This is a genomic window from Flavobacterium sp. 140616W15, assembly GCF_003668995.1.
Lineage (GTDB): Bacteria > Bacteroidota > Bacteroidia > Flavobacteriales > Flavobacteriaceae > Flavobacterium.
Genome location: NZ_CP033068.1, coordinates 2,773,088 through 2,785,556, shown reverse-complemented (window position 1 = coordinate 2,785,556; position 12,469 = coordinate 2,773,088). Strand labels below are relative to the sequence as shown.

Here is a 12,469-nt window from a genome sequence, read left to right as displayed (position 1 = left end):
AAAATAAGAATGGCAAAAACAACAAAAAAAGAAACGGTAGACAATAAAAATAAATCAAAATCAGGGGCAATTACGTCTTGGAAAATGACCAAGCAACATAATATTGTTTTGGGATGCCTTTTGGTATTATTTTCAGTTGCATTATTAGTTGCTTTTATTTCCTTTTATATCTATGGACAAACAGATCAGAGTGCTTTATCGGCGCTTACAGATCGAAGCGAACCTGTGCAAAATTGGCTCGGTAAATTCGGAGCTTATCTAGCAGATTTATTGGTTTATCAAGGATTTGGTTTAGCGGCGTTTATATTTGTTCGTCTGTTTTTCTTAACAGGAATGTTTTTGATATTGGAGCTTTCTACAAAAAAGCTAAAGAATATCTGGTTTTGGGATCTATTTGTGATAATAATAATATCGGTATTGTTTGGCTTTTTTGCCACATCGGCTCCTGAATTGGGAGGGACGATAGGGTATGAGTTAAATTTGTTTTTACAAGATTATATTGGTAAAACAGGAACTTTATTGAGCTTGCTTTTTGGATTGATTATTTATTTGATTTTTAAAATGAAAATATCTCCAGACAAGATTCAGTCGTTCTTTGATAATACAAAAAGAGAAATTCGCTCTGATTTGAATGCAACATCTTCTTTAAATAAAGAGAAAGGCGCTTATAATTTAGAAGAGTTTGCGATTAAAGAAAATGAAGAATTAGATGATATTCATTTAAAAACACCAGATTCACAATTCGAAATTAATAAAGAGGCACTTAAGCCAACTATTACTCATTCATCCGAAATTAATTTGGATCCGGCTTTAAAGCCAATAAAAATGGATATTGCTCCTGCATCAAAAGAAATTGTGTCACACACAGAGTCTTTTGTAATAGAGCAAGCTCCAGAAGAAGATATAATCGAAGAAAATTTGGCTTCGCGACTTGTTGCCGATTTTGGATTGTTTGATCCTACCTTGGATTTGTCTAATTATAAGTTTCCTACAATCGACTTATTAAAAGAATATTCTACTGGTGGAATTACAATTAATCAGGAGGAATTAGAAGAGAATAAAAATAAAATTGTAGATACACTTCGAAATTATAAAATCGAAATTGCACAAATTAAAGCTACGGTAGGTCCATCGGTTACACTGTATGAGATTGTGCCAGAAGCAGGTATTCGTATTTCGAAAATTAAAAGTCTTGAAGATGATATTGCTTTGTCATTATCAGCATTAGGAATTCGTATTATTGCACCAATTCCAGGAAAAGGAACTATTGGTATTGAGGTTCCAAATAAGAACCCAACGATGGTTTCGATGAAAAGTGTTATTGGTTCGGCTAAATTTCAAGAAGCTGAAATGGAATTGCCAATTGCTTTGGGTAAAACAATTTCGAATGAAACATTTGTTGTTGATTTAGCAAAAATGCCTCACTTATTAATGGCAGGAGCTACGGGACAAGGAAAGTCGGTAGGATTAAATGCTGTTTTAACTTCTTTATTGTACAAGAAACATCCAGCCGAAGTGAAATTCGTTTTGGTGGATCCTAAAAAAGTAGAGTTAACATTATTTAATAAAATAGAAAGACATTATCTGGCTAAACTTCCAGATATTGACGATGCTATTATTACTGATAATGCAAAAGTTGTAAATACATTAAATTCGCTTTGTGTTGAAATGGATAACCGTTATTCTTTATTAAAAGATGCGATGGTTCGAAATATCAAAGAATACAATGATAAATTTAAAGGAAGAAAATTAAATCCAGAAGCAGGTCACCGATTTTTACCTTATATTATTTTGGTGGTCGATGAGTTTGCCGATTTAATTATGACTGCAGGAAAAGAAGTTGAAGTTCCTATTGCTCGTTTGGCGCAACTAGCGCGTGCAATTGGTATACATTTAATTATTGCAACTCAAAGACCTTCGGTAAACGTAATTACGGGTTTAATAAAAGCGAATTTCCCTGCGAGAATCGCCTTTAGGGTTACTTCAAAAATAGATTCGCGTACTATTTTGGACACTCAAGGAGCGGATCAATTAATTGGACGTGGAGATTTATTGTATTCAAACGGTAATGATGTTATTCGTGTACAATGTGCATTTGTTGATACACCAGAAGTAGAAAAAATTACTGATTTTATAGGTTCGCAAAAAGCATATGCAACAGCTTATTTGCTTCCAGAGGTTGTTGGTGAAGAAAGTGGCATTAATCTTGATGTGGATATTTCTGAAAGAGATACTTTATTTAGAGAAGCTGCGGAGATAATTGTTAATGCGCAACAAGGTTCGGCTTCGTTATTACAAAGAAAATTAAAACTAGGCTACAACCGTGCTGGTCGATTGATAGATCAATTAGAAGCAGCGGGGATTGTTGGTCCTTTTGAAGGTAGTAAGGCTAGAAGTGTAAATATTTTAGATTTAAGTTCTCTTGATCAATTTTTTAACAATGAACAAAATTAATTAAATCATGAAATCAACAATTCTAAACTTCAAAAAAAGCAATGTAAATAACCTGACTAAAAAGGTTTTTCAAATTGTTTTTTTATTCCTTGTTACTTTTTCTGCTCAGGCTCAAGATAAAAAAGCCAAAGAATTATTGGATCAAGTTACAGCAAAGGTAAAAAGCTATGATAATATTGTAATTGATTTTAAATACAGTCTGAATAATAGTAAAGAGAATATTAATCAGGATAGTAAAGGAAATGTTACCATAAAAGGAAATCAGTTTGTATTAAATTTTATGGGAGTTACGAAGATTTTTGATGGTCAAAAAACATACACAATCGTTCCAGAAGATGAAGAAATTACTATTTCTAAAGTCAATGAGAAAGATGATAATGCGATTACGCCTTCAAAAATGTTGACTTTCTTTAACTCGGGTTATAAATATACAATGGATATTGTTCAGAATGTAAAAGGAAGAAAAATCCAGTACATTAAATTAATTCCAACAAGTGCTAAGGATCAGCGCAAAGAAATCCTTTTAGGGATTGATGTGCAAACAAAGCATATTTATAATTTAATCGAAATGGGAAAGAACGGAACAAAAACTACATTAACCGTTAATTCTTTTAAAACCAATCAGCCATTATCAAAAAATCAGTTTACCTTTGTGCAAAGTAAATATCCAAATTACTATATCAATAAACTAGATTAATTACGGGTTGAAAATATTAGACAAATACTTATTAAAGACTTTCCTTCTTACATTTGCTACGGTATTTGTAATTCTATTTTTTATATTCATTCTTCAAACCGTTTGGCTCTTTATAGCCGAATTGGCGGGTAAAGATTTGGATTTAATTTTAGTTATTAAATTCTTATTGTTCTCGATGCCTCGAATTATTCCGTTGGTATTGCCATTATCTGTTTTATTGGCTTCGATTATGACTTTTGGGAATTTAGCCGAAAACTATGAATTTGCAGCAATGAAAGCATCAGGGATTTCGCTACAGCGAGCCATGAGAGGTTTGTTTGTATTCATATGTTTTTTGAGTATAGTAGCGTTTCTTTTTGCAAACAATGTTATTCCTTACGCTGAATATAAGTTTATAAACTTCAGGAAAAGTATTGCACAAGCTAAGCCTGCAATGGCAATTGCTGAAGGGCAATTTAGTGATGTGGGCTTTTATAATATTAAGGTAAATAAAAAATCAGGTACAAACGGAAATCATCTTACAGGGGTTACTATTCACGAAAAGGCAAATAATAGCGGTGAAAATAAAACGGTTATTAAATCTAAAACTGGTGAATTAATAAGTAATGATAAGTCTAGTATTCTTCAGTTGGTACTTAATGATGGGTATTATTACCAAGATGTAACACCAAAGAAATACGAAGATAGAAGCAAGATGCCTTTCATAAAAGGAGCATTTAAAAAACAAATTATTAACATAGATTTATCTGAACTAAATAAAGTAGAGGATAATCAAGATGTTGGTAATACAAACGGAATGCTAAATGCTAGCGAATTACGTTATACTTTGGATTCATTGACTAAAAATCTAAATACTGAAATTCTTTCTTTTTCAGAAAACATAAATCAAAAAGTAGGAATTGCAAAAGGACTACCAGCTGTTAAGCTTGATAAAAAGAAAAAGCCATTGCCAAATGATCTTTTATCGCTTTATAATAATGAAAAAAAGGTAGAAATACTTAAAGTAGCAAATAGTAATCTTACAAGTACAATGTATTCTATTGATGCTACAAAAAATGAATTAAAAGAAAAACAACGAAATATTAATCGACACCTGATGGCGCTTTACGAGAAATACGTAATTGCTTTTGCTTGTTTTTTAATGTTTTTTATTGGTGCACCACTTGGCGCAATTATTAGAAAAGGTGGACTAGGATTGCCAATAGTTTTTGCAGTTTTGATATTTATTACATTCCACTTTATCAATACCTTCGGAAAAAGAATTTCACAAGAAGACGGGATGACTCCTTTTATGGGGGCATGGATGTCTACTTTTATACTTACGCCATTAGCTGTTTTATTAACATATCGCGCTACAAACGATATTGGGTTAATAAGTATGGATGCTATTTTGACGCCATTAAATAAGTTATTTAAAAAATTCTCTGAGAAGTTTATTCCTTCTCAAAACAAAACCTAACTATGTCAACAAATAAAATACAACTTAATACTATTGAAGAGGCTATTGAAGCTATTCGTCAAGGTGAAGTAATTATTGTAGTAGATGATGAAGATCGTGAAAATGAAGGTGATTTTCTTGCTGCAGCAGAAAAAGTAACTCCTGAAATGATTAATTTCATGGCAACACATGGACGTGGATTAATTTGTGCGCCATTAACAGAAAGTCGTTGTAAGGAGTTGGATTTAAAACCGATGGTTACTAATAATACCGATCATATGGAAACTGCTTTTACAGTTTCTATTGATTTAAAAGGAAATGGAGTTACTACTGGGATTTCTGCTTCTGATAGATCGCAAACTGTATTGGCGTTGACAGATCCAAATACAAAACCTCATGAGCTAGCAAGGCCAGGTCATATTTTCCCATTGGTAGCAAAACAAGGTGGAGTATTAAGAAGAACAGGGCATACAGAAGCGGCTATAGATTTTGCAAGATTAGCTGGATTTAAACCAGCAGGTGTAATTTGTGAGATTTTAAATGAAGACGGAACAATGTCTCGTTTGCCACAACTTGTAGAAGTTGCAAAGAGATTTAACTTGAAGTTGGTTTCTATTGAAGATTTAGTTGCTTATAGAATGCAACATGATAGCTTAATTGTTAAGAAAGAAGATTTTGACATAGAGACTCGTTTCGGGACTTTCCGTTTAAGAGCGTATGAGCAAACTACCAATAAACAAATTCATATTGCATTAACAAAAGGGAATTGGAGTTTAGGAGAATCAATCCTTACAAGAATTAATTCTTCACAGGTAAATAATGATTTATTAGGTACATTGACTAATAATCCTGAGCAACAATTAGACGATATGTTCAAGGTGATTAATGAGAACGGAAAAGGAGCAGTGTTGTTTATTAATCAAGATATGCAAGCTGTAAATTTATTGAGCCGTATCACAGAGCTTAAAATGTTGCAAGCTCAAGGAGTGATGAAAGCGCCAAAAGTGATTATCGATAGTAAAGATTATGGTATCGGAGCACAAATTTTACATGATATTGATATTTCTAAAATCCGATTAGTGTCTAATACAGAACAAACAAAACGTGTTGGTATGATAGGTTACGGACTTGAAATAACAGAATACGTTAGCTACTAAGTAATATGGGAATATTTGAAGAAAGAGTTATAAAGTCTGAAACGCGTATTTTTAAAGCAGTTTTTCCGAGTACAACGAATCATTATGATACTTTATTTGGAGGAACAGCACTTCATCTTATGGACGAAGTTGCATTTATATGCGCTACCAGATTTAGCCGAAAGAAAGTAGTAACGATATCTACAGGGCAAATTGATTTTAAAAAAGCAATTCCAGCAGGAACTTTAATCGAATTAGTGGCTAAAGTTATTAGTGTAGGAAGAACAAGTTGTAAAATTCATGTCGATATTTTTATGGAACAAATGTATTCAGAACTTCGTGAAACGGTAGTTTCAGGGACTTTTTCGTTTGTTGCAGTTGATGAAAATAAAAAACCAGTGGCGATTTTGGATAATCCAGAATAATAAAAACGATTTTTTTTGTTCTCGTAAATACTGATAATTAGATACTTGAAAAACGAGTAAATAATAATGAAAAAAAAGCCTTAAAAAAGTTTTTATAATCGAAAAAGCGTCCTATATTTGCACTCGCAATCAGATAACGAAAGCGACATACTGGAGAAATGGCAGAGCGGTCGAATGCGGCAGTCTTGAAAACTGTTGACTGTCACAGGTCCGGGGGTTCGAATCCCTCTTTCTCCGCCAGTATTTAAACCCGAAACGTAAGTTTCGGGTTTCTTTTTTTATAGCATTATTTTATTTTCAAATTGGTTGAAAAAAGTTTTTATAATTCAAAAAAGCATCTTATATTTGCACTCGCAATCAGATAACGAAAGCGACATACTGGAGAAATGGCAGAGCGGTCGAATGCGGCAGTCTTGAAAACTGTTGACTGTAACAGGTCCGGGGGTTCGAATCCCTCTTTCTCCGCGGAAAGCACCTCATTGAGGTGCTTTTTACATTTAGGTACTTTCCTAACTTTAAAAAAATTACTTACGAGTTATTTTTACTTTTTTTTATTCGCATTTTCAATATCTATTATCTTTTACATTTAAGCATAAAGCAAGATATTTACAAGGGTATATAAAACATACAAAATGTATTTTACAGATCAGATTCTGTTTTTTAGGAGTATTTTGTTACCTTTAACTCTTATAGATTATTTTAATTTTGAAACTATGGCACACACAAATAGCAACCAGAAAATACACCAAGGCAGAAATATAAAACGTTTCAGAGAAATGCTAGGCATAAAGCAAGAGGTACTTGCGTATGAACTTGGTGACGACTGGAACCAAAAGAAAATATCTCTACTAGAACAAAAGGAAGCTATAGAAACCAAGATATTGAGACAAGTAGCTCAAATTCTTAAAATACCTGTTGAAGCTATTGAGAATTTTGACGAAGAACAAGTAATTAATATCATTGGTAATACAATTACAAATAATGATAATGGTTCCGTAGTAAATACTTATCCTGTTTTTCATCCTGTTGAAACTATTTTAAAGCTTCATGACGAAAAAATTGCCCTATATGAGCGTATGCTTAAAGAAAAAGAGGATATGATGTTGAGATTAGAAAAAATGTTTGATAAAAAATAAATATATCGATAAGTGTAGTGGTTCATGAATATATGATCTGACCGCGCCGTTAGACACAAATAGAGTCGATTAATGTTCGTTTGTGTTATATGGACTGTAAATACTTAGTAGGCTGGTTACGTTTTTGGAAAGCCTGTTATCGTTATATCGTATGCTGGCCCCAGCCTGAAGCCCTAGAAGCAGATTGTAAGATAATACTACTTTTGTAGTAAGATATGTTCCATTGAGAAATGACAATGCATTGATGAATATGCTGTTTTCCAATTCAGATTGCTATATGGGTAAACTTAGAGCAGAAGATATAATTTTAAGAGATTAGATAAAAAAAACTTAAAGAGCTTAGGGGAAAAGTAAGTCAAAATAAATCTGGTCTAGCAAATGATATTGAGATAGATAGACAAAATTTTCACGCTTGGGAAAAATTAGATATTACAAGAGGAATATCTATTTACTCTATTGGCAGAATCTGTACCGCTTTTGGAATAACACTTAAAGATTTTTTTGACAGCGATATCTTTAAGTAAATCAATTGAAATGTTCGTCTTTTGTACTTACTCAAATTGTTTTAAATAATTAAATTATCTTCAGAATAAAAATTATTTAGTAATTCCTGAATTTCATTATTTATCATTTCAACTTTTTCATATTGAATTGGCTTATTTTCTCGACTTACAAATTCTTCTTTTGTAATAAAATTGCTTATCGGAGTATCAAAACAGTGTTGACTTCCCCAATAATCACTAGCATACCTTATTTCATTCCCTGCACCAAAACCACTTTTTATACCATATCCACAAATAGAATTTGCTAATGAAAAATCAAGTTCACTATTTAATTTGTTTCTTTTATTATCAAAATAAGAAGCAATGCCATTACCATCATAATGCGAGAGTAAAACATTATACTTTTCCGCTTGTAATGTTTTTAAAAATAGCCAGCATTTTAAATGTAGATTAGCTGAGTAGTTAGCTGATGATATGACAAAATTATCTTTTACAAAATTCTTTCTCAGCCTGTGCTTAATTTCATTTAATAAATTTTCCTTTTCAATACTAAAAAGAGTAATAAAGTCTGAAATTTTTAAATATTTTAGATAAGCAGTATCATTGTTGCTTTTCCAAGAAAACCAAGTTCCAAGCATACCTGAAGTCCTATCAATATGTCCGATCCTAACATCTTCTTCCACTAATACTCGATAAAATCTAATATAATTGGAAAGTATTGGATTCCCCATTGCTTCCTTCTCATTATAACTATTATACAACAATTCAAAATTATCATAAATAGCTTTTAAATTTCCATAACTATTTTCTCTACTTGTATTCGCTTCCCAAAGAGGTGAAAGATTTCCCATTAGATCAATATGGTCCTCCCATTTTTCAATTTCAGACTTATATTGCTTTTTCAATGAATTTTTAAATTGTTCATCCTCCGTAAACCATTCTTTTAGTTCAACATTTGAAATACTCTTAAATTCAATTGTTCCATTTGATTTTGTTTTAAAAACCAAAACCTCTTCTTCAGCTTTGGAAAATTCTATAATTTGTATGATATGCCTCCAGTCCACATTATTTCCTCTTCTGCGTTTTTCATCAAAATGGTTTTTTCTGATTCTTCTGGTAAACTCATAAAACAAATTAGCTTCTGGGAATTTCTCCAAATACGCAATCAACGGTAAAACGACATGCAAATCAGCATTTCGAAACCAAGAAACAGATATTGATTCATTTTTTATTGTTTTCAAAACACTTACAAATTTTTCATCTTTACTTAAATTAATTAGTTTCTGAAAAGCTTTAAAATACTTATGAATGGTAATTGTCTGAATGCTTTCTTCCCATCTTTCTGTTTCCGGGTTTTCTTCGTTTTCTTCGTCCGTTTTTGGCTTTTTTGTAAATAATTCACGAGGATTTAAAGGATATCCAGTTTTGTTTTTCCAACTTTTTTCTTGCAAAAGACGAACTTGCCAATACCAAATAAAAAACTGATTTATACTATCGTCAGAAGTTGCTTCCTCTTTCGTTTTGTTCTGCCAAAACCATTCTTCTCGTTCCTCCCATTCATCTGAAGTTATTTTTCGTTTTTGTTCATCAACAATATTCCCTATAATAATTGGCTTCAGGTTTTCACTTGCAGATAATGGCTCACCTGTTGTATTTATAATAACAAAAGTTTCTTCTCCCTGCATTCTGTTCCCCATATCATAGTATAACAGTTGGAGTTTATTCAAAATGAAGTATCCAAATTGTTTAAAATTAATTTCTATGGATTTATCAAATACATCTTCTATAGTTGCTATAGCCGATAACATACTTTTAATACTTGAATCCAGGTTATAATCTGAGAAAAACCAAGGTGAATTTTCTATCATAGAAAACGAGATCTGATTTTCTGATTTCAAAAAATATTCACAAACCAAATCACTCAAAAAATAAAGAGTGCTTTCTCTGACCGCATATTGAAGATAAGGGCTTCTATCGCTATTTAGCTCCTCAGCTGAAATAAGGTTATTTTGAAAGTGATTCTCCGTTTTACGATTGACAATTCCCAAAATCAGAAACAAAGTCGTAATCCGTTGCTGCCCGTCACAAAGTTGGATGTGATATTTTGGACTTTCATAACCATAAATCAGCCCCAAGGTCAAATCTTTTGCTGCGTTTTCTTTATAGGATTCTATAAGGCTTTCTAAAAATCCAGAAACTAATTCGGTGTATTTATCGACATCCTTATTCCAAGCCCTATCTCCCCAACAGTAATCTCTTTGTAAATCTGGAATGATGATTTTGTGATTGCTTGAAAAGATTTGTGACAATGTATATTCTTTACCACTTTGTAATGTATTATTCTGAAATGCCATAATCTTTTTTAAAACGTGTTAGAAATTTATTTTGATTATCTTCTATATCATCTTTTATCCAACTCGATTTAGCAAAAACAGCTATTGAATGAAGTAAATTTCGACTTTTAAATCCCTCATTTACATTAAAATATATATCTTTTTTTTTGTCAAATGGTTTATCATTGAATTTTGAATTTTCATTTTTATCTAAAAGAACAAGATTTCCAATGCTATGTTCAGTACAATCTTTCAAAAGACTTCTATCTAACCATTGCTTTTCATACGGTTTATCATTTAAAAGATTATTGTTCCCATCATAATATAAGATTTTCTCTAAATCATTTTCATTAACCTTCTTTGAATGAAAAACTTTAGACTTAGGATGTATATGTTCTAATGATTTATTTCCATAGATACTAAAATCAAATTTCCTTCCTTTTCCACTAAACAGTTTGTTGTCTTCTTCTACATTTAATCTTAATAATTGCTTAAGGGCAATATCATAGAAATTATTATAGAGAAATCTATCAGACAAATTATTCATCACTATAAGGGCTTTTTGTTCTTTTCTTTCCTCATCTTCTCCCAATTCTTTTTCTTTTGTTATTTCTTTGTGAGTAGCACCAACTAGTCGCCATTGAGCGTAGCTTTTTAGCTTATCATTTTCTGCTTTATTCAAAAAGAAGAAATTAATAATATCAAAAACATCAGATAATCCAGAAGAACATAGTAAAGACAACTTTAAATAATTATGACTTTTAGGTTCTTTAAAGATATCTTCAAAGGATTTTTGTAAATCGCGTAATTTCTTAAAAATTTGAATAGCTGACATACTATTCAATAATTCTTTAAATTGAATGAAGGTGGTATCAGCATGTATAGATTGGCCTTTGTAAAAATAAAATTGCAGTAAAAAACCTAAAGGTTTTTCAGTATTAAAGAAAACTTGAACTTCTTTTTGATTCCACCAATACAACCATTTATCCCATTCTCGCGCATATCTGCTTCTTTTTGCATTTGTTTCCCAATCGATAGAAATAATATTTTTTAACTCACTTAAATTTTCATCAATAGATGTGGAAATCGATTTTTGATTAATTAATGGAATAGAAATTTGCCTGAGAATTTCAGATTTAATTAGTTCTTCCTGAAGCATAGTTGCTTTTGCTCCATTCATCATTGTAAAAGTTTTTGTTGCTTTTTCTTTACTGATAGTTATATACAGAACGTTAACTTTTTCGAGCAAAAATTGAGTGAATAAATCTTTTTCAATATTACCTAACTTATTTTCAATTTGTTCAATTGCTTTCTTGAAATAAAAAATATCTTGGTTTGAATTTTTTGAATCAAAATTTTTATAATCAAATTCAGTTTCTTTTAGTTTTGATATAAACTCTTTAGGCTTTTCTCTTACATCATATTTTAGAGTGATTTTATTAAAAAAATCAACTTCCAAAAACCAAAGTATTAAGTATAATGTTGTGGTTCGCTGTTGTCCATCAATCAGAATAATTTGATCATCCTCTTCACTGACTGTAACGCCTTGCAAAAAATAATTTTGCTCTTTCATAGCATTAATTAGATCATCGCATAGTTTTTCAACAGCAGATAAATCGTCGTTATTTTTTACAGACCATTTATATCCTCGTTGATAATTAGGAACTACAAAATTTTGATTTCCTGAGGCAAAATATTCTCTTATACTTTTAAATGTTGTTTTATTCATTTTTACAGATTCTTAAGTAAATGTAAGATAAAAGAATTCAGTATAAAACTTTAAATAAAACAGAGATCTCTTGATCTTATTTTTAAATAATAAAACCAAGAGACCCTGATTAAGAGTTTTGGAATGTAGATATGATTTCAAAATACAAATATACGTAATTAAACGTAAAATTATTTTTCGAATTATTTTCTTACAAATGGTATTTATTTAAAAATAACACGAATAAAAAACTACCTAATAATATATATATAAAACATTGAAAAATAGTACATTATATTTAAATAATTACTTTTGTAATCATTGTACTTTAAATATTATTTGCAATACGAGTTGTTTATCTAAAAAAACATCCTACCTTTGTAATCTAATTACTGGGAATAAAAAAAACCAGATACTACTCCAATAGTTTCTGGTTTTGATAAATTTTAATTGTTGACTAACAAAAATCCGTACTATGCTTAAAGTACAAATAGAGACTGGTCACCTCCATGATTTTGAATATTATAGTCTTTTTACGTTTTGCAAAACTATGCAATCTAATGATTTTATGCAAGTTTTCATTGATTATAATATTCCATTAAGCGATTTAGATAATATTAAATTATAAAATTTAAGCTA

10 protein-coding genes and 2 tRNA genes are annotated in these 12,469 nt (G+C 30.8%); 10 read left to right on the top strand and 2 right to left on the bottom strand.

From position 1 onward, the window contains the following. Positions 1-9: 9 nt before the first annotated feature. The 9 genes from EAG11_RS11860 (at position 10) to EAG11_RS22845 (ending at position 7,810) form a co-directional block, all read left to right on the top strand. Entirely contained in the window at positions 10-2,454 is a 2,445-nt protein-coding gene (locus EAG11_RS11860; protein ID WP_129539364.1) for a DNA translocase FtsK, read from the top strand. 7 nt (positions 2,455-2,461) lie between these two features. Further along, on the top strand, positions 2,462-3,151 hold the full coding sequence (locus EAG11_RS11855) for an outer membrane lipoprotein carrier protein LolA (RefSeq protein ID WP_129539363.1): 690 nt from the start codon (positions 2,462-2,464) through the stop codon (positions 3,149-3,151). A gap of 7 nt (positions 3,152-3,158) precedes the next feature. Next, positions 3,159-4,610 (top strand): LptF/LptG family permease, encoded by a 1,452-nt coding sequence (locus EAG11_RS11850; RefSeq protein WP_129539362.1) that lies wholly within the window; start codon positions 3,159-3,161, stop codon positions 4,608-4,610. A 2-nt stretch (positions 4,611-4,612) separates the two neighbouring features. Continuing rightward, positions 4,613-5,746, top strand: coding sequence for a 3,4-dihydroxy-2-butanone-4-phosphate synthase (gene ribB / locus EAG11_RS11845; protein ID WP_129539361.1), 1,134 nt, complete (start codon positions 4,613-4,615; stop codon positions 5,744-5,746). Between the two features lie 5 nt (positions 5,747-5,751). Beyond that, a complete protein-coding gene (locus tag EAG11_RS11840) occupies positions 5,752-6,150 on the top strand; it encodes an acyl-CoA thioesterase (RefSeq protein WP_129539360.1) in 399 nt (132 codons plus the stop codon). 152 nt (positions 6,151-6,302) lie between these two features. Beyond that, positions 6,303-6,390: transfer RNA gene (locus EAG11_RS11835), tRNA-Ser, on the top strand. A 140-nt stretch (positions 6,391-6,530) separates the two neighbouring features. After that, positions 6,531-6,615: transfer RNA gene (locus EAG11_RS11830), tRNA-Ser, on the top strand. A 248-nt stretch (positions 6,616-6,863) separates the two neighbouring features. Further along, entirely contained in the window at positions 6,864-7,286 is a 423-nt protein-coding gene (locus EAG11_RS11825; RefSeq protein ID WP_129539359.1) for a helix-turn-helix transcriptional regulator, read from the top strand. A 383-nt stretch (positions 7,287-7,669) separates the two neighbouring features. Further along, the gene (locus EAG11_RS22845; protein ID WP_371414642.1) at positions 7,670-7,810 is read left to right on the top strand and encodes a hypothetical protein; all 141 of its coding nucleotides are present in this window, start codon (positions 7,670-7,672) and stop codon (positions 7,808-7,810) included. A gap of 41 nt (positions 7,811-7,851) precedes the next feature. Here EAG11_RS22845 and EAG11_RS11820 read toward each other — a convergent pair whose 3' ends face one another. Together EAG11_RS11820 and EAG11_RS11815 are read right to left on the bottom strand one after the other, a co-directional pair. Then, a complete protein-coding gene (locus tag EAG11_RS11820; protein WP_129539358.1) occupies positions 7,852-10,143 on the bottom strand; it encodes a DUF262 domain-containing protein in 2,292 nt (763 codons plus the stop codon). Continuing rightward, positions 10,127-11,851 (bottom strand): DUF262 domain-containing protein, encoded by a 1,725-nt coding sequence (locus EAG11_RS11815; RefSeq protein WP_129539357.1) that lies wholly within the window; start codon positions 11,849-11,851, stop codon positions 10,127-10,129. Before EAG11_RS11815 ends, EAG11_RS11820 begins: the two co-directional genes overlap by 17 nt. 454 nt (positions 11,852-12,305) lie before the next feature. On the opposite strand from EAG11_RS11815, the gene EAG11_RS21760 reads away from it, so the two are divergent. Beyond that, a complete protein-coding gene (locus tag EAG11_RS21760) occupies positions 12,306-12,458 on the top strand; it encodes a hypothetical protein (RefSeq protein WP_164998701.1) in 153 nt (50 codons plus the stop codon). Positions 12,459-12,469: the final 11 nt, after the last annotated feature.

Bases quoted from the DNA above. Each gene is read 5' to 3' on its own strand.
- EAG11_RS11860 (WP_129539364.1), top strand. From the start codon at position 10: ATGGCAAAAACAACAAAAAAAGAAACGGTAGACAATAAAAATAAATCA.
- EAG11_RS11855 (WP_129539363.1), top strand. From the start codon at position 2,462: ATGAAATCAACAATTCTAAACTTCAAAAAAAGCAATGTAAATAACCTG.
- ribB (WP_129539361.1), top strand. From the start codon at position 4,613: ATGTCAACAAATAAAATACAACTTAATACTATTGAAGAGGCTATTGAA.
- EAG11_RS11840 (WP_129539360.1), top strand. From the start codon at position 5,752: ATGGGAATATTTGAAGAAAGAGTTATAAAGTCTGAAACGCGTATTTTT.
- EAG11_RS11825 (WP_129539359.1), top strand. From the start codon at position 6,864: ATGGCACACACAAATAGCAACCAGAAAATACACCAAGGCAGAAATATA.
- EAG11_RS11820 (WP_129539358.1), bottom strand. From the start codon at position 10,143: ATGGCATTTCAGAATAATACATTACAAAGTGGTAAAGAATATACATTG.
- EAG11_RS11815 (WP_129539357.1), bottom strand. From the start codon at position 11,851: ATGAATAAAACAACATTTAAAAGTATAAGAGAATATTTTGCCTCAGGA.
- EAG11_RS21760 (WP_164998701.1), top strand. From the start codon at position 12,306: ATGCTTAAAGTACAAATAGAGACTGGTCACCTCCATGATTTTGAATAT.